Annotated in this window: 24 protein-coding genes and 2 pseudogenes; 16 read left to right on the plus strand and 10 right to left on the minus strand. The window is 39.1% G+C overall.

What is annotated here, in order from left to right; all coding sequences use genetic code 11:
• Positions 1 to 7: 7 nt before the first annotated feature.
• The 7 genes from SCRDD08_RS00415 to esaA all read left to right on the plus strand — a co-directional run bounded on the left by SCRDD08_RS00415 (position 8) and on the right by esaA (position 6,552).
• Entirely contained in the window at positions 8 to 733 is a 726-nt protein-coding gene (locus tag SCRDD08_RS00415) for a hypothetical protein (RefSeq protein WP_061421952.1), read from the plus strand.
• A complete protein-coding gene (locus SCRDD08_RS00420; RefSeq protein WP_061421953.1) occupies positions 730 to 1,158 on the plus strand; it encodes a hypothetical protein in 429 nt (142 codons plus the stop codon). Before SCRDD08_RS00415 ends, SCRDD08_RS00420 begins: the two co-directional genes overlap by 4 nt.
• Position 1,159: 1 nt before the next feature.
• The gene (locus SCRDD08_RS00425; protein ID WP_061421954.1) at positions 1,160 to 1,630 is read left to right on the plus strand and encodes a DUF5085 family protein; all 471 of its coding nucleotides are present in this window, start codon (positions 1,160 to 1,162) and stop codon (positions 1,628 to 1,630) included.
• Positions 1,631 to 1,766: 136 nt separating this feature from the next.
• Positions 1,767 to 2,435 carry a hypothetical protein gene (locus SCRDD08_RS00430; RefSeq protein ID WP_061421955.1) on the plus strand — a complete coding sequence of 223 codons (669 nt, stop codon included), beginning with the start codon at positions 1,767 to 1,769 and terminating at the stop codon, positions 2,433 to 2,435.
• A gap of 3 nt (positions 2,436 to 2,438) precedes the next feature.
• A complete protein-coding gene (locus tag SCRDD08_RS00435; RefSeq protein WP_061421956.1) occupies positions 2,439 to 3,245 on the plus strand; it encodes a hypothetical protein in 807 nt (268 codons plus the stop codon).
• Positions 3,245 to 3,556: a DUF4176 domain-containing protein gene (locus SCRDD08_RS00440; RefSeq protein ID WP_061421957.1), complete on the plus strand. Its 312-nt coding sequence runs from the start codon at positions 3,245 to 3,247 to the stop codon at positions 3,554 to 3,556. The genes SCRDD08_RS00435 and SCRDD08_RS00440 overlap by 1 nt, the downstream gene beginning before the upstream one ends.
• Before the next feature lie 152 nt (positions 3,557 to 3,708).
• Positions 3,709 to 6,552, plus strand: a complete 2,844-nt coding sequence (esaA, locus tag SCRDD08_RS00445) for a type VII secretion protein EsaA (protein WP_061421958.1) — start codon at positions 3,709 to 3,711, stop codon at positions 6,550 to 6,552.
• 172 nt (positions 6,553 to 6,724) lie between these two features.
• On the opposite strand, the pseudogene SCRDD08_RS00450 reads toward esaA, so the two are convergent.
• From SCRDD08_RS00450 to SCRDD08_RS00470, 5 genes and pseudogenes are all read right to left on the minus strand, one after another.
• Positions 6,725 to 8,011: pseudogene (locus SCRDD08_RS00450) on the minus strand (ISL3 family transposase).
• A gap of 154 nt (positions 8,012 to 8,165) precedes the next feature.
• Positions 8,166 to 8,993 carry a Cof-type HAD-IIB family hydrolase gene (locus SCRDD08_RS00455; protein WP_061421959.1) on the minus strand — a complete coding sequence of 276 codons (828 nt, stop codon included), beginning with the start codon at positions 8,991 to 8,993 and terminating at the stop codon, positions 8,166 to 8,168.
• A 41-nt stretch (positions 8,994 to 9,034) separates the two neighbouring features.
• Complete coding sequence (locus SCRDD08_RS00460; protein ID WP_061421960.1) at positions 9,035 to 9,781, minus strand: DeoR/GlpR family DNA-binding transcription regulator; 747 nt, start codon at positions 9,779 to 9,781, stop codon at positions 9,035 to 9,037.
• A 221-nt stretch (positions 9,782 to 10,002) separates the two neighbouring features.
• Entirely contained in the window at positions 10,003 to 11,175 is a 1,173-nt protein-coding gene (locus SCRDD08_RS00465; RefSeq protein ID WP_061421961.1) for a CynX/NimT family MFS transporter, read from the minus strand.
• A 76-nt stretch (positions 11,176 to 11,251) separates the two neighbouring features.
• Positions 11,252 to 11,773, minus strand: a complete 522-nt coding sequence (locus SCRDD08_RS00470) for a TetR/AcrR family transcriptional regulator (protein WP_061421962.1) — start codon at positions 11,771 to 11,773, stop codon at positions 11,252 to 11,254.
• Positions 11,774 to 11,942: 169 nt separating this feature from the next.
• Between SCRDD08_RS00470 and SCRDD08_RS00475 the strand changes: the two genes are divergently transcribed.
• From SCRDD08_RS00475 to SCRDD08_RS00490, 4 genes are all read left to right on the plus strand, one after another.
• Positions 11,943 to 12,803: a cation diffusion facilitator family transporter gene (locus SCRDD08_RS00475; RefSeq protein ID WP_061421963.1), complete on the plus strand. Its 861-nt coding sequence runs from the start codon at positions 11,943 to 11,945 to the stop codon at positions 12,801 to 12,803.
• Between the two features lie 150 nt (positions 12,804 to 12,953).
• Entirely contained in the window at positions 12,954 to 13,556 is a 603-nt protein-coding gene (locus SCRDD08_RS00480; RefSeq protein WP_061421964.1) for a DUF3796 domain-containing protein, read from the plus strand.
• A 2-nt stretch (positions 13,557 to 13,558) separates the two neighbouring features.
• Positions 13,559 to 13,786, plus strand: coding sequence for a helix-turn-helix transcriptional regulator (locus SCRDD08_RS00485; RefSeq protein ID WP_061421965.1), 228 nt, complete (start codon positions 13,559 to 13,561; stop codon positions 13,784 to 13,786).
• Positions 13,783 to 14,430 (plus strand): Maf family protein, encoded by a 648-nt coding sequence (locus SCRDD08_RS00490; protein ID WP_061421966.1) that lies wholly within the window; start codon positions 13,783 to 13,785, stop codon positions 14,428 to 14,430. Before SCRDD08_RS00485 ends, SCRDD08_RS00490 begins: the two co-directional genes overlap by 4 nt.
• Positions 14,431 to 14,529: 99 nt before the next feature.
• Here SCRDD08_RS00490 and SCRDD08_RS00495 read toward each other — a convergent pair whose 3' ends face one another.
• Both SCRDD08_RS00495 and SCRDD08_RS00500 read right to left on the minus strand, forming a co-directional pair.
• On the minus strand, positions 14,530 to 15,702 hold the full coding sequence (locus SCRDD08_RS00495; protein WP_061421967.1) for a family 1 glycosylhydrolase: 1,173 nt from the start codon (positions 15,700 to 15,702) through the stop codon (positions 14,530 to 14,532).
• A gap of 40 nt (positions 15,703 to 15,742) precedes the next feature.
• Positions 15,743 to 18,607, minus strand: coding sequence for a serine-rich family protein (locus tag SCRDD08_RS00500; RefSeq protein ID WP_061421968.1), 2,865 nt, complete (start codon positions 18,605 to 18,607; stop codon positions 15,743 to 15,745).
• A 253-nt stretch (positions 18,608 to 18,860) separates the two neighbouring features.
• Between SCRDD08_RS00500 and SCRDD08_RS00505 the strand changes: the two genes are divergently transcribed.
• The 4 genes and pseudogenes from SCRDD08_RS00505 to SCRDD08_RS00515 all read left to right on the plus strand — a co-directional run bounded on the left by SCRDD08_RS00505 (position 18,861) and on the right by SCRDD08_RS00515 (position 22,079).
• A complete protein-coding gene (locus SCRDD08_RS00505) occupies positions 18,861 to 19,379 on the plus strand; it encodes a P-loop nucleotide/nucleoside kinase family protein (protein WP_061421969.1) in 519 nt (172 codons plus the stop codon).
• A gap of 341 nt (positions 19,380 to 19,720) precedes the next feature.
• Entirely contained in the window at positions 19,721 to 20,938 is a 1,218-nt protein-coding gene (locus SCRDD08_RS00510; protein ID WP_081104233.1) for a protein kinase family protein, read from the plus strand.
• A gap of 18 nt (positions 20,939 to 20,956) precedes the next feature.
• Positions 20,957 to 21,426: pseudogene (locus tag SCRDD08_RS10850) on the plus strand (DNA alkylation repair protein); the annotation flags it as partial.
• Positions 21,427 to 21,461: 35 nt separating this feature from the next.
• Positions 21,462 to 22,079, plus strand: coding sequence for an SAP domain-containing protein (locus tag SCRDD08_RS00515; RefSeq protein ID WP_061421970.1), 618 nt, complete (start codon positions 21,462 to 21,464; stop codon positions 22,077 to 22,079).
• Positions 22,080 to 22,355: 276 nt separating this feature from the next.
• Here the strand turns inward: SCRDD08_RS00515 and rpmG are convergent, their stop codons facing one another.
• Both rpmG and rpmF read right to left on the minus strand, forming a co-directional pair.
• The gene (gene rpmG, locus SCRDD08_RS10855) at positions 22,356 to 22,505 is read right to left on the minus strand and encodes a 50S ribosomal protein L33 (RefSeq protein WP_001265622.1); all 150 of its coding nucleotides are present in this window, start codon (positions 22,503 to 22,505) and stop codon (positions 22,356 to 22,358) included.
• 15 nt (positions 22,506 to 22,520) lie between these two features.
• Positions 22,521 to 22,703, minus strand: coding sequence for a 50S ribosomal protein L32 (gene rpmF, locus SCRDD08_RS00520; RefSeq protein WP_002894148.1), 183 nt, complete (start codon positions 22,701 to 22,703; stop codon positions 22,521 to 22,523).
• Positions 22,704 to 22,993: 290 nt separating this feature from the next.
• Here rpmF and ilvD point away from each other — a divergent pair, with 290 nt between their 5' ends.
• Positions 22,994 to 24,697, plus strand: coding sequence for a dihydroxy-acid dehydratase (ilvD, locus tag SCRDD08_RS00525; RefSeq protein WP_061421971.1), 1,704 nt, complete (start codon positions 22,994 to 22,996; stop codon positions 24,695 to 24,697).
• Positions 24,698 to 24,928: 231 nt separating this feature from the next.
• On the opposite strand, the gene SCRDD08_RS00530 is transcribed toward ilvD, so the two are convergent.
• Entirely contained in the window at positions 24,929 to 25,270 is a 342-nt protein-coding gene (locus SCRDD08_RS00530) for a metal-sulfur cluster assembly factor (RefSeq protein ID WP_061421972.1), read from the minus strand.
• Positions 25,271 to 25,295 lie beyond the last annotated feature (25 nt).

The raw sequence follows: 25,295 nt of genomic DNA on the forward strand, positions 1-25,295 counted from the left end.
GGTTTAAATGATACTGGAACGAATAAAAAAAACTTTTGAATTTCAACGAAGCAAAATACAAGGACCAGTTCCCCTTTGGGGAGTATTAAATGGGATTTTTATTTTGTATCCTTTAGTTTTTTTACCATTTTGGGGCTTAGGTTTAGGCTTAGAGGTTCTAAAAAATCCATCCTTATACAAATTTCTAGTAATTGCTGGCATTGTTACTTGGATTTTAAATCTGGTTTTCTTATTGGACCTTAAGCGAGGGATTTTAACGAGTTTTGGGACTTATCTAATGTATCTGACGGGCCATGTTTATACGATCGTTGATTTTGCTGCTATGAGTGGGGACTATAGCTTTATTGGCTTAAAACTTTCCCTCCCCCTTATCTATGCCCTTGTGATTATTATCGTCATGAGCTGTTTGGTTGACTTGGACTCTAAAGAAATTATCTCGGAGAAAGCAGGCAAAATTATGCTTAATTTTGTAATGGGGCCGATAATGATTTTAGCTCTTTGTTTTATTTTATTGGGATTTTTTGGATATGATTTTTTAATGGGATGGGGAATATCTTTATTCTTAATGATTTTTGGACAATTTCTGTACGCAACTTGGTTTTATATTATTTATGCTTATCAACACCGCAATGATGTCGAAGAAACAACCCCAATCAAGCATATAGAAGTGTCCTCAGATATGATCCAAGATAAGGAGTTTGATAAAGATAGATTTAGAAAGGAAAAGAAATGATTTTAGAAACACAAATTCAAATGACACATTTGATGATGGATCAAGTTCAGATCCGCCCGGATGAACTATTAGAACTATTTGCACATACAGAGCTTCTTCCATATACTGAAGGGATTTATAAGGATGGCCCAACTATCTTTGAGATGATTCCAACTCAGTTTGATGAGGAACGACAAGATGTGACGGTGTATATTCCGGTTATTTCCGAAACGGCCTCCACTAGCCAATTAACTTATCTTCCGAGCTTGAGCATAGATGGTATTAGTCAGCGTGTATTATTCGCAGAAGGCTTAGATGAGAGACTTTATGAGATGAAAAACTATATCCGTGAGAAGGGCTGGGAGTTGCAAGATAAGCTTTATTTAGTGTTAATTCCAGTATATGATGATTTGTTCGTAGATTTAATTATTCCAGTGGAGAAATAATATGGCAGATATTACATACGGTACCAATCAATTTTTAATGTTAAGTAATGTCTTAAGTGTAGATTACAATATTGTTGGTGATGAAATTTCAGTTGCCTTTCAAGATATGATTAATACGGCAGTAGCTGCGGGTTACACTCCTAAGAGCAATCCCTTTTATTCTTGTCCCCATGTAGGAGAATTAGAAGATGGTACTTACAACATTACAGTTTATCTTCCAGTTTATGAGGATTATCTAGGATACGATGAATTACTAGAAGGGACTGCCTATAACAGTTATTTTCTAGTTCCACGAATGGTAGGAGCACGAGTGACTGGTGAGGAAGCTGTTGATTTTGATAAGGCACTCCATGGTTTAACCAATCTATTGATGCAAGAAGAATTAGAGGAATGTACACCAATTTTTTATATTTCGAGCAAGATCAATGGGGTCTTGTATACTGATATACTAGTAGGTGTTCGAGCTAGCTGATGAAAAATCCTGAGATTCCTCTCAGGATTTTTTGGTTGACACAAAAGAAAGCTAGAAAAAATGCTTCTTTTCGGCTATAATGATGAAAGATGGATCAAGTGATTACTAGAGGTACACACTTGGCCGTTCAATCTCTTTGGTTTCATATTCTAATGGCGGTAAAAAGCCGAAAGAGTTGATTCGCTTTCTTGAAGGTCATCAGGTTACTTTTGAGAAAGAAATTACTGTTTATGACACAGGGGTTCAATATTTTAAGAGTAAAATTAGTTTTACGGCGCAAACTAAAAAGGATTCTGTTATCACTTTTAAAGGAAAATACAAGAATAGGAAGACTAGTGTTACTGGCGATATGGCTTTTGGCGGCTTGACGACTGATATTTTTCAAGGCAAGTATGATTATGAGTACAGTAACAAAGTCGCATTTGGAGATTTTTATTTAAGCAGTGGCTTTAATACCTCAGGCAAGTTAGACTCAGACTTTAATGACCTTAACCCTAGTTTATCAATGACTTTTGGTTATAAGAACCACTCTTTTGAGGTTGGGAACAAGGCTGAAGATGGCTATCGAGTTTCTTATGTAAAGGAGACCGCCACAGTGAAGCAGGACTTCGCAACATTGACAGTCACTGATGAAATTGGACAGAGGAATGTGGATCATATGGGAAATGCGCTTGAGTGGGTTTCAGAGAATGTGGGAGTGCTATCTGTTGGTGCTGCACTAGGTACTTTTGGAGTCGTTAAAGCTATAGGTGCGGTAGTCAGTATCTTTATCGGAGTATCTATTTTTAATGATAAAGGGAAGTAATATATGAAATTTGTAAAGAAAATAGTTAATTCAGCGACTGAGAACATCTTACTTCAAATAGAGACAATCAGTCAAATTAGTTCAATATTAGCAATAGTTTTAGGCGCGTTAGCAGCATTTCTAGAATCTAAAAGTGATACAAAAATATGGCAGATATTATTTATATCATTGATGTGGCTTGGAATCATTTTGATTTTATATTTACGATTTGTCTCCAATAAAGTTATCTATTTAATGTTACATGATGCTATGAATCTAGAATTGTATGAAGCGATGTTCAAGGTCGAATCTGAGAAATCGATTAAGCTCTATAGAGCAACCTATCAAGAAAATTTCCATTTTATTAAAGGACAACTATACTACTTAAAGGGAGATTTTCAGTCTGCGAAGGAAAATTTGTCAAAGATTAATTTTAAAAAGATTTGGAAAAGATTTAGAACATATCTATTCTTAGAATCAACTTTCTATCAACTGCTGGTTTCAATTCATCTGCAAGATGAGAAAAATATCCCTCTATTCGAGGAACAATTATCCAAAGCATCTGATTGGAAAAATACTAAGGGAGCCTTGGTTTCTCAAGCAGAAGCAATCAAGGATATTGTGTTCAATCAGGAAGTGAATGATTATTTTGATACAACAGAACCTCAGAACAAACTGTCTCGAATTATGTTTGTTTACTACGGTGCGCTTAATGCGCAATTGAAGGGTGATAAGGAACGCTCACGCGCCTTATTTGAGAGTATTACAAATGAAAATCCTGAGCTCTTCTATGTTCAGGAAGCGAAGAAGTATTTAGAAGGAGTAGAATAATGTCAAAACGTACTGCATTACCGATTGGGAGTGTTGTCCGAGTAAAGGATGGCACAGAGCCGTTTATGATCATCAATCAGTGCCCAGTTACAGAAAAAGACGAAGCACAAGGTTACTTTGACTTTGGAGCTGTCACTCTGCCACTTGGCTTAGTGAATCAAAATATTATCTTTTTCAATAAAGAAGATATAGATGAAGTGCTGTTTATTGGCTATATTGACCGTCGGTTTCAGGAGTTTCTGTCTCGCTATGACGAAGAAGTTGGTAAGATTTCTTATGACAGATTTACAGTAGAAGAGTTTAAAAAATAGAGTAGGAATCCCGAGAGTTTTCTCTTGGGATTTTTTATAGACTGATAAAATGCGCTTAGATCGTTAATTATTTGTAAGTAATTGATAATAAGTATTTGAAAAAACATGCTAATATTGCTATACTAGAAGGGTACAATTTAAAGGAGAATAATATGAAAAAAGTCATAATTGCTGTCAGCTTATTTATTAGCTTGTTGACAGTTTCATCAATCACCTTTATTCATTTTAAAAATCAAGAAGTTTCAGTAACTGATAAAGTGAATGATCGCAAACTAAACATTGCTTTGGTTAACGAAGATATGGGAGGAAAGCTACAAGGAGAGAGCTATAACTTCGGAAGCGATTTTACGACCCTCTTGTCCAAAGATTCGACCAATCAATGGACTGTTATGTCAAGAAATATTGCTGAAAATCGATTTGAAGATGGGTCGGTAGATGTTATTGTTTATATTGAGCAACAGTTTTCTGAAAAAATTGTTCAATTAGAAAGTTTTAACCCAAGCAAAGCTAAGATTACGTACAAAACAAAATCTAATTTAGATTCAGCCAAGGCAAAAAATGTTGAGCTTAAAGTTGGAGAATATCTCAATCTGATTAATCAGAATGTCATTAAAATGTATTTCTCTAGCGTTATCAATAATCTAGATGATGCCAAAAGAAATGTTGAGAACGTTGTTAACGAGCAATCAGGTGCATATACAAAAATTTCTCAGACTATTTATCCTTATTCAAGCGATGCTATGCGATCTATTGTAGGAGTTGCAGATTTTACTACATCTTTGCAAAAGAACAATAATTCATTTGAAGAAGCCCAAAAGCAGTTTTCTGATTCGGTTGTATCGCTGCTAGATACCACTGGAACAGACTTAAATAAGCAAGTGACAGAAGTGAAAAGTCACTTTGATGCCAAAAAGGAGGTAGATGCAAAGAACATTTCGGAAATGCTTGAAATATTAAAGGCACAACAGAAGGAAAATGATATACAAGCTAGTATATTTAATCAGAAAATTTTAGAAGATCTGAATAAACTAGGCCCTCTATCTGTGTCACTTGACAATTCAACGGACTTGAAATTGAATGAAGAATCGAAATCGGAATCAGAACTTGATAAGCTTGCTAATCTTGTAAAAGACTACAATCGTACAGTGGGTGATTACAAAAATAATATTGAAGCTAGAAAAAAAGAATTAGAAGAGAGAGTCACAGAGCTTAAAGAAGAGCGGAAAACCATATCTAATAACTATTTTGGTCAGGAACTTCCTAAGGATAAACTGAATGATGATAAATTTTTAATAGCACAGGCTAAAAAAGTCTTAGCTAATCAGATTGATAATAGTTTGAGAAAGAATAATTTACCAAAAGAGTTTACCAATATGATTAATAATGAGTTAGCTGGAACGAATATTGATCCTGCTAGCTACGAACCTTTATTTGATAAGCTTAAGACTATAAATGCATTATCAGATGCCGAAATAAATACATATAAAGCTCAGATGAGCCTACTAGCAGATTATGCTCGAATTAATGGTGCAACAACAAATCAAGCACCTGCATTCGAATTTGTAAAGGTAACAAATGATCAGTTGATACAAAAAAATGGTGATATTCCAATCACGGTGCAACTTCCTCAACCAACAATTAAAACCTCTTCTCCCGCAGTAACACCTGGAAGCAGTTCCTCTGTAGCTCCTAGCGGCTCATCTCAGACAGCTTCAGGGGCAAGCAGTGGCACTGCAGTTACAACAAACTCTGTTAGTGGACAAACCGTAGCTTCTTCAACAAGTGGCACAGTACAGTATGAAACTCCAAAGGCACAAGTCTTTATTACAGATATTGCTACTAATACTTCTGACTTATCTCTGACTTTAGATGGGGGAGCACAAGAAATTAGTGATGCAGCTCCTCATCAGTTAAGGATATCTTATAGTTTTACGCCTAAATATGGTGAGAATACCATCTCCTTTACTTTACACATTGGTGATACTAAAATTCCGATTACTAAAACTATATATGTAAGTAACAAGGAGGAAGAATATGAGCTTGTCAAAAAAGATTTGAAGACGATTTTACAATATTTAGGGAGAATTGAACGAGCTTCTTCTATGGTGCAGGCAATCTATGGAGTACCTAGTAATTTAGGAAATATGACAGTTAATATCGCTTCTCCTGATTCAACCTCAGTTTACTCAATGTATGGGAATATTAGTCGCAACGATATTGCCAGTCAATTACTTGATACGCAAGTTGAGAGTTTCAAAGAATCTGGTAAGAAATTATTAGAAGAGATTGATTTAACCATTTCTAAACAAGAAAAAAGTTTGACAGACATGCCTAAGCTAGGGGCATCTGAAGATAAAGATGAAAACTTATACCTTCCCAATAACTATTTTAAGGATAGATTAACTGCTTTGTCAGATTGGTATACTAACGCCAAAGGCTCCCTTGAATCTGAATATCAAAGCTGGAAGGATCTTCAGACGAAACAGTCCACAAACATAGTTAATAAGGAAACTGCTAATGGAGTAGCGTTGGAAAATAGTGAGAAAGCTTCAAATCAAATTTATACTTCAATTGAGGCTCTAGTGACTACTACTCAAAATAGCGCTAAAGAGACTTCTAAAAATCATGAAGCGCTTGGAACAATTAAACCACAATTTGAACATCTTTTAAGTCAAGTTCAGGCTGTAAAAGAGAATATTGATAAAACAGCATCTACAACAAATGAATTAATTGTAAATGAAGCAACAGTTATTCAAGAGAATCGGCTTTATTCAAATAACTTTAAAGAATTGATGAAGAATGCTCGAAATGGCGGCATAACGAATCAAAATGTTATGAATTTCTTGTCTCAACCAATTGAAGTTAAAAAGGAATCTAAGACGATTGCCATCTCACCAGAAAATAATCAGTTTTGGATTATTCTTGCTATTATTGGATCAAGTGTATTTTCTATTCTAATTACTTTTTGGTTGACAAAAGCAAAGTATAAAAACTAATCGTTCTATTTTATAAAATTACATTAGTTGAATTGGTCTTTATGAAAGGCTTGAATAGTGGTAAAATCATGAAATAGTGCACAGTGATAATGTTCTATATGTCTTTAACTGAAGAATATTATTAACAGTGATTATTTTGGCTCTTTGTCAACTGTAGTGGGTTGTTGAAAAGTTACAACCTAGAGAGGACCAAATTGGTTCTCTCCTTTTTGATGTTCAAAGCGATGAGAATTCTAGTTTTAAAATTGTCAAAGTTCTGAAAGCCAAAGCATTGCGCTTGATGATTTTGATGAGGTTATTCGTAGCTTCTAGTTTTACATTTGAGTAGGGAAGTTCCAGTGCGTTCAGGATTTTGTCCTTATCTTTCAAAAAGGTCTTAAAAACAGTTAGAAAGATGGGATTTACACAAGAAATGATATCTTCAATGAGATCAAAGAAATGATCAGCCTGTTTCTCTTGAAAATGAAAAAGCAAGAGTTGGTAGAGTTCATAGTGTTCTCGGAGTTCTGGAGAGTAAGAAAGTAGCTTCTCTAGAATCTCTCTATTGGTCAAGTACAACCGAAAAGTTGGACGATAAAATCGTTTGTGACTTAGTTTCCGACTATCCTGTTGAATGAGTTTCCAGTAGCGTTTGAGTGCTTTATATTCGTGTGATTTCCTATCAAACTGATTCATGATTTGGATGCGAAGGCGGTCCATGGTCCGATTGAGATGCTGTACAATGTGAAAGCGGTCGAGGACAATTTTAGCGTTTGAAAATAGTTTTCTGGCAATATCGTAGTAGGGGCTAAACATGTCCATGGTAATGATTTTGACTCGACTTCTCACTTGTCTAGAATAACGAAAGAAATGATTGCGAATCGTCACTTGTGTCCGCCCATTTAGGATAGCTATAATCTTTCTTAAATCAAAATCCTGTGCAGTGAAGCTCATCTTACCTTTCTTGAAGCCAGCTGAAACAGTCTATCCTCAGACTGTTTCATTCCCAAGACATGTGTTCTGGAAGCCAGTTGAGATCAGTCTTGAACTTGAATTCTTTCAATTTACGAATGACTGTCGAAGTAGATACAGATAGACTCTCTGAGGTAGCCGTCATAGGGACTTTCTCGATTAATTTTTGAGTGATTTTCTGGTTGATAATCGTTGAGTTGAGATTTTAGTGATTCTTTTTGACTAATGACGTTTCTGCGACAGCCATTTTCCTGCAAAATTTACAACGAAAACGACGTTTTCTTAGACGAATCAATGTCTTGTAACCCGCACACTCTAGATAGGGAATTTTCGATTCTTTTTGAAAGTCATATTTAGCCATTTGTCCTTGGCAGTGAGGGCATTTAGGTGCGATATAATCTAGCTTGGCGATAATTTCTTTATGCGTTCCAGCATCTAGAACATCCAAAATAGTGATGCTAGGGTCTTTTATTCCGAGTAAGTTTGTGATAAAATTTAACTGTTCCATAAGATTCTTTCTAATGATGGTTTGGTCGCTTTTCATTATAAGTCTTATGGGACTTTTTTTCTACAACAAATTAGGCTCCATCATTCCTACAGTGATTTTACCCACTACAGAAATTATAGAGCCTAAAAAATCTGCTCAAGGGCAGATTTTTTCGTTACATCAAAACATACTTTTCAATAGCTTTGGCGACACCGTGTTGATTGTTGCTTTTAGTGACGGCTGTTGCCTCGAGTTTAACTGCTTCAGGGGCATTGCCCATGGCAACTCCCAGACCAGCCAGTCGCAGCATCGGAAGGTCATTGAAGTTGTCTCCAATCGTCATGACCTGCTCCAGCGGAATCTGGTAGTGTTTGGCCACTTCTAGAAGGGCCTGCTCTTTTGACACTTGTTTATGTGTGACTTCTAAATAGTTGTCCTTGGACAGGTAGAAGGCTGTATTTGGAAAATCCATCGTTTGCAAGTAGGCATGGAGCTGCTGGATAACAGCTGCATCATCAATCAACAGCAACTTATGGGCTGGAATGAGCACATCTAAAACAGGCAGCAGAATATTTTGAATAAGAGGTCGCTCACCTGTAATATCGGCTTCAATTTGCACCCACTTGTCTAAACGATCAGCAATCCAATCTTTACCAGAGTAGAGATTGATGGAAACACTAGGAAACTTAGTTTTGATCAGTTCCAGAAAAGTGCGGATTTCTTTTTTATCCAATGGATGCTCGATAATGGTCTCGTAATCTTGCGGGTCACCCTTGATGACCAGAGCACCGTTGTAGCAGGCTAGTGGGTTATCACCCAGTCCCAGCTCGCGCGCAATTGGCTCCATGCCCAGAGGAGAGCGGGCAGAGGCTAGGACAAAGGGGATGTTTTCTTTGTTCAGCAAGGGAATCTGCTCCCTCAGCTGCGGATCTACTTGGTGCTGGTCATCGAGAATTGTGCCGTCAATGTCGCTGATAATTAAGCGAATATCTTGATTGGTCATGGTTGCTTCCTCCATAAGCTACAAAATGAAATCTTGTCGAGCTAGTAAATAATGGTGACTTTCCCAGCCAGAAGAGCTTCTAGCTCAGGGCTAGGTTTTTGATCGGTGATCCAGTAGTCAAAATCGCTGATATTTCCTAAAATATAGGTTGACTCTTTCTTAACTTTAGCCTGCTCGGCCAGCAGAATCTTTGTCTTGGCCTGCTTGAGAGCTAGCTTCTTCAGATAGGCATCTTCCTGATCTTCAAAGCTGACTTGGCCATTTTTCAGACCTGCAGCTCCGATAAAGGCTAGATCAAAAGAAATTTCTCTGAGCAACTCGGCTTCATTGAGGGCGTAGTAAAAACGATTTCTCGGATAGAACTTTCCACCTAAAAGATGGAAATCAATCTTCTCCTGATCACTTAGCATGATGGCATTATCCAAAGAATGAGAAAAAATCGTCATCGGTTGCTGAACTTGCTGAGCCAGCTTGAGAACCGCCGTTGATACATCAAAGAAATTGACCTGATTGGGTTTGAGAAAGTCCAGAGCCTTGTGAGCAATGGCCTTTTTTTCTTGGTTTAGTTGGCCGACACGGTCGTTGAAAGAAGGAATTTGCCGACTAGTCTCCAAAGGAATAATCCCGCCATGGGTGCGTTGGACCAGTTTTCGCTCGCTCAAAATTGAGAAATCACGGCGAATAGTGTCCTTTGAAACCTGAAAATAGTCTACCATATCCTTGGCTGCCAGCTGCCCTTTGTCCTCCAAAAGTTCCAGCATCTTTGAAAGCCGCTGCTCTTGATACATCTTTCTCATCCTTTCTGCTACTTTATAAGTTATTATAATTCATTTTGTAAGCATATGCAAGTTTTTATAATGAAATGTAAGTTATTTTGTCGAAAATAAGAAAAGTCCTTTTGAAACTATGTTATAATCAAAAAAATCAAGCAGATAAGATGATTTCAAGTGAATTTCGGAAATTACAAGAAACTTGGCAGCAAAAAACTCCTGATGGAGAATCAGAAGTTTTATAGAATCTTATCAAATTTTTCTATGTAAAAGAGGCTCATGGTCATGATGACGGTCAGACCGAGGAGGATGAGAATGGCTGGTGTCCAAGAATGGAACAAATCAAAACTGTAGCCAAAGAGACTAGGGCCAAAGGCAGCTAGGATGTATCCTCCAGTTTGAGCCAGTCCAGATAGTTGAGCCGTTTGCGCAGGTGTAGAGGTCTTGAGGGAGAAGGTCACCATGAGATAGGGGAAGAGAGCACTGACAGACATGCCAATGAGCAGATTAAGAATCAGCCAATAAGCAAAGGAAGCTGTCCGAATCAAGAGCATGGTAATGCCGATCAGACCTGCCGCAGAAACCAAACTAATCATAATCAGACGTTGACGAGCTTTCAAGCGCGCTGTCAAGCTAGGAATTGTCATCGAAAAGGGCAGACTAATCAGAGAAAAGACCGCTGCTAGTAGTCCGGTCGTATCAGTAGAAAGGCCAGCTTGCTGCCCCAAGGTTGGCAACCAAGTCATACTGGTATAAAAGAGCAGTGACTGTAAGCCACCAAATAAAATTAAGGCCCAGACTCTTGGATTTTTTAGAAGAGCTCCTTGCTCTTGCTTTCCTTGCTGTTTAGCCGCCAAGCGATGGCTATATTTGACATTGGGCAGCCAAACCAAGAGAATCACAAGGCAAATCAGGGTCGACACCCAAATGAGACTTCGCCAAGAGCTCATTTGAACGATGGGAACAGCCAAAGCAGACAAAATCGTAATCGACAGCCCCATCGATGTGATATAAAGGGTTGTCAAAAATCCGATTCGATGTGGCTGATTGGCCTGAATCAAGCTCGGAAGAAGGACGTTTAAGACAGCAATAGCCGCTCCTAAAATAATAGTCCCCGTATAGAGTAAGGGAAGATTAAATACGCGAATCAGCGAGCCTAGAGTTAGCACGAGTAACACAAGAGCAAACAGTTTTTCCAAGCTCATCTTTTGTACTAAGCGCGGAGCAAAGACCGAGCAGAGGGCAAACATGATCAAGGGCAGGCTAGTCAAGAGGCCTAGGGAACTAACTGGAACCTGTAGCCCCTCAGCAATATCTGTCAGAACGATAGGCAAAACAGTAAAAGGAGCCCGTAGTGCTATCCCGATCATCACTATACCTGGAATTAAAAATGGTGAGTGTTCTTTTTTCATAAATAGTCAATCTCCTTTCGTACGTCAAGGAACGATTATACCATATCTTTTTAGAAAATGATAGGCGAATTGCGGCTTAGTCCATCAAGTCCAGAAAATAATGGGAAATCGTGTCTTCATCGATCTGCTTTCGTTGCTGCAGCCACCAGCTGACCGTCTCCACAAAAGTTGACGTCACATAATTTTTTAAAAAGTTGTCCGGCAGATGACTTTTTTTCTGCAATAATTTCTGCTCAATCATGGGAAAGAGATAGCGCTCAAGCTCGATTTTCAGGCGGTTGATGAAATAAGTATTTTTAGCTAGGAGGAGGGTGGCTATCCGATCCTGATTTTTCCGGAAGTGATGGAAAATATGGGCCGTCGCTTCAAATAAATCGCGTCCTTCGGATCGCTCGATAAAGGTATGCTGAAAGAGATCTTGGCAGAGTTCCTCCAGCAGGGTTTCTTTGGTCTCAAAGTGGCTATAGAAGGTGGAACGCCCTACATCTGCCAGATCAATGATTTCCTGAACGGTGATGCTTTCGTAGCTTTTCTGATTGAGCAGGCTGATAAAGGCTTGGTAAATGGCTGCGCGTGATTTTTTTACTCGTCTATCCATGGAAATTCCGTACAAAAAGAGCTTTTTGTCTGCTAAGAGACAAAGGGCATGAACTGGCTCTTGTTTCCTTTCTAATAATAGGAGATAATATAATTGAACAGAGTGTTCGGTATTGATTAGATTATACCATAAATCGCATTCTTTTAGGAAAATAAATAAGGAGGTTCACATGAAATCCAGTAAAAATATGACAATCGCTTTTCTCTTGAACTTTTCTTTTGCTATTATTGAATTTATCTTTGGCCTTCTCTTTCATTCCAGTGCTGTCTTAGCGGATGCAATTCACGACACAGGAGATGCCTTGGCTATTGGCCTATCGACTTTTTTTGAGAAGATTTCCACTAGAAAAGAAGACCGCAACTATACCCTAGGATATAAACGCTACAGCCTGCTGGGGGCCCTCTTGACCTCAGTGATTTTGCTGATCGGTTCGACCTTAGTTATCGTAGAAAATGTCCCCAAATTATTTGCTCCTGAGAAGGTGAATTATGATGGCATGCTGGTTTTGGGAATTGTCGCTATTGTCGTCAATACAGCAGCTAGCAGAGTAGTCAGCCATGGCCACAGTCACAATGAATCCATTCTTAGCTTGCATTTTCTTGAGGATATTTTGGGCTGGCTAGCGGTTATCCTAGTATCCCTTATTTTGCGCTTCACTGATTGGTATTTCCTGGATCCGCTGCTTTCTCTCGTCATCGCAGGCTTTATTCTCAGTCAGGCCCTGCCAAAATTTTGGGAGAATATCCAAATTTTCCTAGACCATGTGCCCAGCGATGTGGATCTCAGCCAGCTTTATCGGGAAATAGCAGTGCTGGAAAACGTGCGAGCCATCACCCAGCTCAATGTCTGGACGACGGATGGTTTGGAAAAATATGCCATGCTTCATATCTGTCTGGAAGATCCAAATTTGCTGGCTGAAACGCAGGCTGTCCTGCGCCAAAAGCTCTTGGCTTATGGCATTGCCAAAGTGACCATTCAGACCGATGAAAGCTTGCAGGAGCACCAAGAATATTGTATTGGTAAAGAGTAGTTTAGAGCCCTAGAGAAATTCTGGGGTTTTTGTTTGCGGAAATAAAAAAATTCTCAAATAGCACATAAATGCTTCTCTTTTTTTCTTGTGTGTGATATATTTATAACATAAAGGTGTTAAATATTTCTAACACTACGAAAGGAGTCTATCATGAAAAAAAGTCAAAAAATGGGTGCCCTCATTTTGATGATTGCCACCGCTCTCTTTATTGATTTCACTGTTTTCCTTGCTCCTAGCAATCTCAGCTGGTCATCCAAGTGGATAATTGTCGGTTTGGTAAGTATAGGTCAGCTCGTGAGTATCTGGTCTTGGTTTCACATGAAACCATGGCCTAAGAGGATGAAAGAAGTTCAAGAAAAGCAGGTCTATGATCTAACCATGAAATTTTATAATCTACTGACGCTTACGGCAACCTCTATCTATACTGTCGGAATATGGTTATGGACTCCAAGTACCAATCCGCCTTTTATAAAGTACATTGCTTTGGGAGGCCTCCTCGCTATCCAGTTTCTCTTTCTTTTATTTTTTGCCTTGAAAAAGGTCAAGGAAAGAGCAGACGAGCGCTTTTATGCCAATCTGGCAAAAGCAGCGACTTTGATGTTTGCCATCTGTATAGCAACTTTGCTGGTGCTTGCAGGGATCAGTGCTAATGTAGGATCTATCACAGTCAATGCTGGAATATTTTTCATCATGATTGGTGTCTTGGTGTTGCTCTTTGGATTTGTCTTCTTTTTATTTGAAAAGAGGGGTTAAAAATGGCCAAGGAAAGCAATATTATCACCAATCTCAAATCTGTCCGCGAATCCAGAGGCATGACCCAGCAGGAGTTAGCTGACCGCATTGGAATGCGGCGCGAAACGATCTTGCATTTGGAAAATAATCGCTACAATCCCTCGCTAGAGATGGCTTTAAAAATCGCTCAGGTTTTTGATTTGCGGGTGGAAGAACTCTTTCAATTAAAGAACACAGGGGGACAATCATGAAGACGGTTTTTGACTACCAAAGGGAAGGTGAAAAAGGAGAGATTCGCCGCTTTGTCCTGCTGTCTACATCGCCCAGACGCAAGGAATTGCTGAGTTTTTTGAATCCAGAGATTCAGGCTGTAGAAGTGGACGAGCGAGCTATTGAAGAGCATTGTATGGCAACCATCGATGATCAGGATTTTCTGACCAAGGCAGCCAAGATTTGTTGTGAGATTTCCAAAGCCAAGTCTGATTTGGACTTGGGAGCTGAGACTCTTTATATTTCGGCTGATACCATCGTCGTAGTGGATGATCAGATTTACAATAAACCACAGGATTTAGCTGAAGCCAGCCAGATGTTTCGCTCATACTTTGGCAAGAGCCACCATGTAGTGACCTCGGTCTGTCTACGTATGCAGGACTTTCTAGAAGTTTTTTACACCGTGGCTCAGGTGGACTTTGTGGATTATTACCCAGAATTAGAGCCTGTCATTGAGGCCTATCTGCATAAAAAGCGTCCGCTGGATAAGGCAGGTGCTTACGGCTTTCAGGAGCTGGATCCTCGCTTTATTCGCTCAATTACAGGTGATACGCATACCATCATCGGCCTGCCTGTCGCTGAGACCAGCTATCGGATTTTTAGAGATAGCAAAGGAAAAGAGTAAGACTTTGATTGCTCTTCTAAAACATCAAAAATCTCCCCACAAGTGGCTGTCCACTTTCGTAGGGAGATTTTTTCTATGTTTTGAACTTGGGACTGGATCCTAGATGTTTACATCGCTCCAGCTAAATGGCGTGTAGCCAAGAAGCTCAATCCCGTCAATCTCAACGGATTTAATAATTTCTTGAACGTTGTCTTGAATGTTTTTAGCTAATTGCGGGTGGTCAGAGACCTCAGAACAAGTCTCAATGACCAAGAGAGGCTTGTGGTAACGCTCATATAGCTCAGACATGGCAATCCGAAGAAGGACAGGTTGCGCAAGGCAAGTTTCTACATTTTTGCGGACATATTTGTTGGTAAACAAATCCTGGATATTTTCCGCTGCATAATGTGAGAAAGCAACAAAGTCTACGATGCCTTCTCTTAAGGCGAAGACATCCTCTTCCGTAATGCCTAGATCCAGCTGATTTCGCTCAATGTAGCGAAGGAAGTGATTTGGATAGTGTCCTTTGGTCTGCACATCTGTAAAAATGTAGTTTTTACGTCTGTTCAGCTCATGGCCCAAGGCATCAGTAGCTGAGTGATTTTCTTGGTGAGAGTCACTATTGATGGTAATCAGACTACCGAATTGGAAGGTTGGATTGATGGTTTGACCGAGCTTAACCACGTTTGCGGATGCGATTAGCTGATGGTGAGCAGCCAGCCAAATTTGTTGTTCCTGGTTTTCCGTGCTATCAAAGTGTAGCCCAGCGCCTAAGAATGGCAAATAAGACAGAGCGCTCATTTCTTTAAAGGTAATCCAGTAAGTGACTTTTTCTTTAAAGTGGGTCAAAACGGCTTCGCAATATTTTTCGTACAGGGCAATCATTTGACGACTTTTCCATGCGCCGTATTTTTCATACAAATGAAGCGGAAAATCAAAATGAGATAGGCTTACAATTGGTTCGATGTCATTCTCTAGCAGTGCATCGATAATTGACTCATAGAAAGCAAGGACCTTAGCATCGGGTCTCCGCTCTTCTCCAGTTGGGAAGAGGCGAGTCCATGAAAAGGACAGCTGGTAGGTATTGAAGCCCATTGTTTTAATTTTTTCAATGTCTGCTAGATAATCCTGTTTACTGGAGCCTTGTTTTAACAGATCGTAGGCTCCTAGGGGGATTGTTCGATAGTCAACTGTTCCGTCCATGACAGAGAGACGATAGTCTTCACCATACTGGGGTAGAATGTCGGTGATTCCTAGACTTTTACCATTACTTGATAGAATATTTCTAATCATATTAGTTCCTTTCAGTATTCATTCGCTGTTTGTTCTGAGCTTATTTTTTATGTCTCTTAGTAATCATGGCCAAGGTTGATAGATTCTGTGTGACAGTAGTGAACTCAGAAGCCATGCTTTGCGATTGATATACGGCAGCAGACAGACTGATCGAATGGGCTCTCTCTGCACTGATTGATTGTTCAATAATCATTCTTTGTGATTGCGATTCAGCGATAGATAGACTGATTGAACGCTCTCTTTCCACGCTCATTGATTGCTCAATAGCGATACTTTGTGATTGCGATTCAGCAATAGACAGGCTGCGTGACTGTTCTTGCTCTAGGCTGATAGACTGCTCAATGATCTTACTTTGGGCTTCAGATTGGGCAAGGTAAATGCTGAATGAATGATCCTGTTCGACGCTGATTGATTGTTCAACAGCTCTGCTGAGGACTTTAGATTCTGCAGTAGATAAACTAAATGATTGTTCTTGCTCCAAGCTGGTAGACTGCTCAATAGTATCTCTTTTGGCTCTAGATTCCGCAGCTGCCAAACTGTATGAATATTCCTGTTCCAGATTGCGAGATTGTTCTACCGCCGCATGTTGTGATTGTGATTCCGCGATAGACAGGCTGCGTGACTGTTCTTGTTCCAAGCTGATAGACTGCTCGATGGCTACGCTTTTCGCTTGAGATTCTGCCATAGACAGGTTAGTAGATACTTCATTTTCTAGGCTGATCGACTGTTCAATAGCGATGCTTTGGATTTCATTTTCAGTAACAGATAGGCTTAGTGATGCCTCGTTCTCCGCGCTAATAGATAGTTCAATTGCCCGACTTAAGGCTTCGGATTCCGCTACAGATAGGCTGATAGACGCTTCATTTTCCGCGCTAATTGATAATTCGATCGCTTGACTTAGTGCTTCAGACTCTACGATAGATAAGCTCGTAGACACTTCGTTTTCCGTGATAATAGACTGTTCAATAGCTTTATCTAAGACTTGGGATTCCTCTACAGACAAGCTTGTAGATACTTCGTTCTCTGCACTGATTGATTCTTGGATAGCAATGTTTTGAGAAACGGACTCTGCTACAGATAAGCTTGTAGATGCTTCGATTTCCGCACTGATCGATTCTTGGACTGCAATGCTTTGAGACACAGATTCGGCAACGGATAGGCTGGTAGATGTTTCGATTTCTGCGCTAATGGATTCCTGAATCGTGATACTTTGAGAAATAGACTCAGCTACGGACAAGCTGGTAGAAGCTTCCAATTCTGCGCTGATCGATTCTTGGATAGCAATGCTTTGCGACACAGATTCAGCTACGGATAGGCTCAGTGACGCTTCGAATTCCGCGCTGATCGATTCTTGAATCGCAATGCTTTGAGAAACGGACTCTGCTACAGATAAGCTTGTAGATGCTTCGATTTCCGCGCTGATTGATTCTTGGATAGCAATGCTTTGAGAAACAGATTCAGCGATAGATAGGCTTGTAGATGCTTCGAATTCCGCACTGATTGATTCTTGGATGGCAACGCTTTTCGAAACAGACTCAGCAATAGACAAGCTGTTAGACGCTTCGATTTCTGCGTTGATTGATTCTTGGATAGCAATGCTTTGAGACACCGATTCCGCCACGGACAAGCTGTTAGACGCTTCGACTTCTGCACTGATTGATTCTTGGATAGCGATGCTTTGAGATACAGATTCTGCGATAGACAAGCTAGTAGACGCTTCAATTTCAGCGCTGATCGATTCTTGAATGGCAATGCTTTGAGAAACGGACTCTGCTACAGATAAGCTTGTAGATGCTTCCAATTCTGCACTAATAGATTCTTGGATAGCAATGCTTTGTGACACCGATTCAGCAATCGACAAGCTGTTAGATGCTTCGATTTCTGCACTGATTGATTCTTGAATCGCGATGCTTTGAGAAACAGATTCGGCTACCGACAGGCTAAGAGATGCTTCGATTTCTGCACTAATAGATTCTTGGATGGCAACGCTCTGAGAAATAGACTCAGCTACGGATAGGCTCAGTGATGCTTCGATTTCTGCACTGATTGATTCTTGGATAGCGATGCTTTGAGAAACAGATTCGGCTACAGATAGACTAGTAGACGCTTCGATTTCCGCGCTGATTGATTCTTGGATAGCAATGCTTTGAGAAACAGATTCGGCTACAGATAGACTAGTAGACGCTTCGAATTCCGCACTGATTGATTCTTGGATGGCGATACTTTGAGAAACAGACTCAGCCACAGATAAGCTAAGCGATGCTTCGTTGTCCGCACTGAGAGACTCTTCAGCGGCCATGCTTTGAGATACAGATTCGAAAATTGATAAGCTCAGCGACGCTCTATTTTCTTCAAGGATTGATTGCTCGAAGGCATGACTTTGCGCAATTGACAAGCTAGCAGAAGTATCCGTTTCCTTGCTGTCAGATTGCCCAACTTCCAAACTTTGTGTCTGTGATTCGGTTACTTCTAAACTACGAGACGCCTTTTTACTTTCTATACTTAATGATAGAGATATTGAATCAGCAGTGCTCTTCAAGCCCCTCTTTTTCATAGAATCTGAAGAAATGCTTGTCTCAGCAGATTCTGTCGTGCTAGCTGCCTGGCTTTTCGCTGCCATTTTTTCCTGCTCCAGACTAGCTTCACTTTCTACAGCTGGAGATTCGTCTACTTCTTCTCCACCGATATTCATAACATCCAAGCGGTCGTAGTATTGGATCGATTCCAAAGCTTTCTCAATGAGGAAATTTTCTCTATCTTCTGGGTTCACATTGACTTGTGGGTTACTTCCTTCATTGTTATGAACCGCAGAATTGGATGATTCCTCCTCTTCTCCTTTTATAAGACGCTTAAAGCCACCTAAAAAATTACGAAACATACCTTTGTTCTCTTCATTATTTGGCATGGACATACTCTCCCTAATTCTAATAATAATACTATTATAAAGGCTAGCAGTCCATCTGTCAAAATTTATTGCATTAAAATGAAAATTTCCAAAAGAAAGGGTTTTCTTGCTTCTTTCTGAGAATTTTTCTCTGAATTTTACCCATTTTCACACACTTTTTTGAAGGATTTGAAGTCGATAGAAATAATATTTTAGAAATGCTATAATATGAGCAGTTATTCTCAGAATCGTTAGAATTGATAGAGGTATAAGGTTGGAAAATTGTATTTATATTATTTCAGGTCCCCCAGGCGTTGGAAAGAGCACCGTCAGCAAAGAGTTGGCCTACTCTTTTGACAAAAGTGCAGTTATAGAGGGCGACATGATTTACTTAATGATTAAAGGAGGTCTCGTAGCTCCTTGGGAAGATGATGGATTTTACATGGATTTATTCTGGGATAATATCATCAGTCTGACCAATAATTTCTTGGCTCGAGGCATTACAGTCATCATAGAATATGTCATATTTGAGGAACAACTGAAGAAAATCGCAGAGTTCTTAAAGGCAAAACAGATAAACTTAAAATACTGCGTTTTGCTAGCAGAAGAAGAAACCCTTAGAGACCGTGATTCTTCTAGAGAAGAAATTGAAAGAACAGGCGATTTATCTATCCAGTCAAGAAATGAGTTCTTAACTAAAAATATTGAGAAAAATCATTTGTTTTATACAGATGATTTGGATGTCAAAGAAACAGCACATATCATAAAAACTTCGGATAGATTTTTGGTTTAGAGGGATATAAAATTTAGTCATGATTGTCTCCATTCAGTACGCAATGGATATTTAACGTACAAAATGCTATATCCTATAAACAAAAAAGAAGGAGAATAGATATGGCATTTTAACTTAAATCAAATAGAAAAGAAACTGAAAATCCAAAATAAAGATGTGATATTTTCAAGTTCTATAATTCAAGCCTGTGAGTCTGCTTTAATAGATATAGAAGATTAGTATACGATACGAAAAAATATTAGAATATGGGGTATGGATAAAAATTTAGAGCATAAAAAAATGAAGCAAAAATCACTTAATGTTGCTTATATTATGTTGCAACATAGAGAGGAGGTCGTATAATGAGCATAATTGATGAGTATTTAACAGCGGAATTTTCTAATAAATTAAAATCAATAGAACTTGATTTTCTTGAGGCATTTCCAAAGGGATTTCAGTCCGATAATCAGTATCTATATCAAGAAGATTTTGGAGAAAGGTTTTCCTTGTTACTTTCAAGTATTCATTATCATATTAATTTGCTTTTGCGAGAAATGAACTCTAGAATTAAGCAGAAAAACTTTTACTATCTCGCAGAATCTAGTAGAAAATTGATTACTTGTATTGATATTGTGGACAGATTATTAAAGGTTTTAGAATTAGAAAATATTGGTTTTACGGTTGATAGAGAGTATAGTGAATTATTTAAAAAATGTAATCAATTCCTTATGAAATATAATGGAAGCTCTATTCCAACAGATATGGAGCAAGTTGAAATTAAATATGAATTGCCTATATTTTTTATTGGAGATACTATTAGTAAAAAAAATGGATTCGTAGAATCTAGTTTTAAATTAACCCCCATTGGTGAAGGTTCGTATGCTCAAGTTTTTAAATACTATGATGATTTTTATGATAAACAGTTTGCCTTAAAAAGGGCTAAGGCAAATTTAAATGCTAAGGAACTGGAGAGATTTTATCAAGAATATGAAGTGATGAAATCAATAAATTCTCCTTATGTATTAGAAGTTTATCGTTTAGATAAAAATAAAAATGAATATTATATGGAGTTAGCAGATTTTTCGTTATATGATTATATTTTAAAGAATAATCAAAAGCTAGATTTCATGATACGTAGAAAGCTCTGTTTACAAATCATTCGGAGTTTTGAAATTTTTGATACAATGGAAATTTTACATAGAGACATCAGTCCTAAGAATATTTTAATCAAACAGTATCAAGAACAAATTGTGATAAAAATTGCTGATTTCGGATTAGTAAAAACGATTGATAGCCATCTGACATCACTAGATACAGAAGTAAGAGGTTATTTTAATGATATATCTGGTTTAAGTATGGATGGGTTTATGAATTATAATAAGCAATACGAATATTATGCTCTTACAAAGTTAGTTTACTTTGTATTAACAGGAAGATATAAAAATATGAGCAAATTTGATTTCCCAAAGCTAAAAGAGTTCATGGAAAAAGGATTGAATTCCAATCATAATCTTAGATATAAGACAATAGGTGAGCTAAAGAGGGCTTTTTTAGATATACAGGATAAATGGAAATTTTAAAGTTTATTATTAACCGATTATAAATCTGACACCTATCAAGTAAGAATCTGTGGAGTAATTCTTTTGGATGTTTATCAGAACAATATGATATTTTATCATTTATGAGAGATGAAGTTTCCAAAGATGACAATTGGAGAGTTCAGGACGTATTGGCAAAGGCATTTGATGAATTTTGCAAGAAAATAGGATATGAAAAGCATTTCCAATAATTGATGAATGGTTAAAAAACAATAATTCTAATACAAGGAGAGCAGTCATAGAGGGGTTACGAATATAGACGAGTAGATCATAGTTTAAGGAAATCCGAATGAAGCTATTGAAAAATTGCAAACTTAAAAGAAGATGCAAGCGAATATGTGAGAAAATCGGTTGGAAATGCTTTAGGGGATATTAGTAAGAAATTTCCAGAGTTGCTTAAAATTGAGCTTGATAGCTGGAACTTAGAAAGTAAAGTGATAAGACGGGTTTACAAGTTAGCAAGTAATTGATTGTCTGAAAAATTTGAATTTATTAAGGTGGGCATATGAAAGAAAAAAGACCTGATTTTGGAGAGATAAAATCATTTGAAGAATTTAATAGATACTATTGGTATCGAGAAGAACTTTCACAAATTTGTAAGTCCCTTGGATTAGAGTATAGATGTACGAAGCAAGAATTGAACTATATTATCGAACAATATTTTAGGGGAAATAAAATAGAAAAATTTTTGAGTAAAGGAAACAAAAATCAAGCCGAAGTTATAACCTTGGAGACTCCGTTACTTAACTGTGGTTTTTCTTTTAACCAAAAATTTCGAGATTATTTTTCAGCTGTAACAGGCATTAGTCCCTTTAAATTTAGTGCTAATATGGCGACGGCTTGGCGAAAAGTAAAAAGGGATAAAGATATAACATTCACTATTCAAGATATGATTAAAATATATTACGGTGAGTCAGATTATGCCAAGTATGATAGTTCGGCTTGTCAATGGAATCAGTTTCTAAAAGACTTTTGTTTAGATGAATTGAGCGATTGTTATTCTAATAAGTTAAAAGTTACAGCTATTCTCTGGAAAGAAGTTAGAAACTCGACACATGAAAAAGTTTACTCACGGGAACTTTTAAAAAAGTATGAATCTAAAGTAGAGGAATACCGTAAGTAAATAGATTCCAGCTTATCGAGCTGAATAAAATCGAATGCATTAATTCTCATGCTATTTTACTATAGCGAATAGATGTTGGAGCGAGCATAGAAAAAGAGGAGCCTCATAATGAAGTTCCTCTTACTTTTGATTGTCCGAATCGATATTCTCATTTCAAATAAAGGTAGTGAAAAAAGTAGTGATTCGCTTGATTTATATTGCGATGTACTGAATTTGACAAAAAGAAAAAACGCTTGAAATCAGCGTCTTTCTTCTGTATTGATTCGTATTGAATGCTTACTTCACCTCTGTAAACACAACGTGCTTGCGAAGTTTTGGTGAGTATTTCTTCAATTGAAGACGGTCTGGTGTGTTGCGTTTGTTTTTAGAAGTAAGGTACAAGCGTTCACCAGATTCTTTGTGTTCAAGTGTAATATTTACGCGCATGGTAGCTCCCTTCTATTATTCTGCTGCAGCAGCTTTGGCAATCTTACGACCCTTGTAGTATCCTTTAAGGGATACACGGTGAGAGCGTGAGTAATCACCAGTAGTTTCATCAAAAGTTACAGTTGGAGCTGTCACTTTGTAGTGAGTGCGGCGTTTGTTTTTCTTCGCTTTGGAAGTGCGACGTGCAGGTACTGCCATTGTTTGTTTCTCCTTTTAGTTTATGAATTCGATTCAATTTGATGATTTTCATCAACTTTAACAGTATAACAAAACTTTTTTGTAAAGTAAAGTTACTTGACAGATTTTTTTCTGCTTTTTGAGAAAAACCTAAGCTTCTAGTTGTCTTCTTTCTGCTTGATAGGAAAAAGTTTCAAATCCGCCTCTATATTTTCCCAATCTTCTGAAAATTTAAAAATTTTCCTCTGTAAAATACAGCCTAAGTGTGGTATAATAAAGCACAAAGATTACTGATAATGAAAGGGAAAGCTATGACAGATAAGGATATTCGTCACAGAAGTAAGATTTATGACAGTATGGTTAAATCTCCTAACCGTGCCATGCTTCGCGCGACGGGAATGACTGATAAAGATTTTGAAACGCCTATTGTTGGGGTGATTTCCACTTGGGCGGAAAATACACCCTGTAACATCCATTTGCATGACTTGGGCAAGCTAGCCAAGGAAGGTATCAAAGCAGAGGGAGCTTGGCCTGTCCAGTATGGGACTATTACGGTTGCGGACGGGATTGCCATGGGAACACCAGGCATGCGCTTCTCTCTGACCTCACGCGACATTATCGCAGACTCCATCGAGGCTGCCATGGGCGGGCATAATGTAGATGCCTTTGTAGCTATCGGGGGCTGTGATAAGAATATGCCTGGCTCTATGATTGCCATTGCTAATATGGATATTCCTGCTATCTTCGCCTACGGCGGAACGATTGCACCGGGAAATCTGGATGGCAAGGATATTGACCTGGTTTCCGTTTTTGAAGGAATCGGGAAGTGGAACCATGGCGATTTGACTGCTGAGGAAGTGCGCCGCATCGAGTGTAACGCCTGCCCTGGCCCTGGTGGCTGTGGCGGTATGTACACGGCTAATACTATGGCGACAGCTATTGAAGTTCTAGGTATGAGCTTGCCCGGTTCTTCTTCTCACCCAGCAGAATCCCAAGATAAGAAGGATGATATCGTGGAAGCTGGCCGAGCAGTTGTCCGAATGCTGGAAATGGGGCTTAAGCCGTCTGACATTCTGACTCGCGAAGCCTTTGAAGATGCGATCACAGTGACCATGGCTCTGGGCGGTTCTACCAATGCCACTCTGCACTTGTTGGCCATTGCTCATGCGGCTAATGTGGAGCTGACCTTGGATGACTTTAATGTTATTCAAGAGCGCGTGCCACATTTGGCGGATTTGAAACCATCCGGCCAGTATGTCTTCCAAGACCTATACAATGTCGGTGGTGTGCCTGCCGTTATGAAATATCTTTTGGCGAACGGCTTCTTGCATGGTGACCGCATCACTTGTACAGGTAAGACGGTGGCGGAAAACTTGGCTGACTTTGCTGACTTGACGCCAGGTCAGAAGGTCATTATGCCGCTTGAAAATCCAAAACGTGCGGACGGTCCATTGATTATCCTGCATGGTAATCTAGCTCCAGACGGCGCTGTTGCCAAGGTATCAGGTGTTAAAGTGCGCCGCCACGTCGGTCCAGCCAAGGTCTTTGACTCAGAAGAAGCTGCTATTGATGCAGTGCTGGCCGATGAAGTAGTCGATGGCGATGTAGTCGTGGTTCGCTACGTTGGTCCAAAGGGTGGCCCTGGTATGCCAGAAATGCTGTCACTTTCTTCTATCATCGTAGGGAAAGGTCAAGGAGATAAGGTGGCACTCTTGACAGACGGTCGCTTCTCAGGTGGTACCTACGGTCTCGTTGTCGGACATATCGCTCCGGAAGCTCAGGATGGTGGCCCGATTGCCTATCTTCGCACAGGCGATATGGTCACGGTTGACCAAGATACCAAGGAAATTTCCATGGCAGTTTCTGAAGAAGAACTTGAAAAACGCAAAGCAGAAACAACTATTCCACCGCTTTATAGCCGCGGTGTACTTGGTAAATATGCCCACATGGTATCCTCTGCCGCTAAAGGTGCTGTTACCGACTTCTGGAAACCAGAAGAAACAGGTAAAAAATAGCCTATATATGACGAAAGAGAGAGTGGGACAGAAATCGGTAATTCGTTAGAATTCGATTTCGTCGTCCCACCTCCGCACAGTTGAGTAGGGCTGTAAAAGCTGATGAAATCAGCGTAGTAGAGCCCACTCAACCACTGCGTCTTGCTCGACAATCCAAAGACAATTGAGAGGCTAGGACTTTTGTCCCAGCCTCTTACTATTTTATTTAATGCAGATGAACAAGGCATCTTCTTATCTAGGACTAATCCCCAGCGCAATGCGTCCAAAGCGGCTGATGCGCGTGATTTTCCACGCGGGCGACCAAGTGACTTCAACGGAGACAGTTTCGATGCCCTCGATTTGCTTCAGGGACTCGACAATTTCAATAGGAACGGTCTCAGTACAGTCGCAGGCTGTGTCTGTGAAGGTCATGACAATCTTGCAGTGGCCGGTCTCGTCAAGATTGATTTCATAGATAAGCCCGAGATTGTAGACATCAAGCTCGACTTCTGGATCGTAAATCGCTTCGAGTTTCTTGATGAATTCTTCTTGGATAGCTGCGGCTCGGTCATTGATTTTGATATCGTCTCTCATCATCGGTCCTTCTTTCTCTATAGAA

The sequence above is a fragment of the Streptococcus cristatus genome, from assembly GCF_001578775.1.
GTDB lineage: Bacteria > Bacillota > Bacilli > Lactobacillales > Streptococcaceae > Streptococcus > Streptococcus cristatus_A.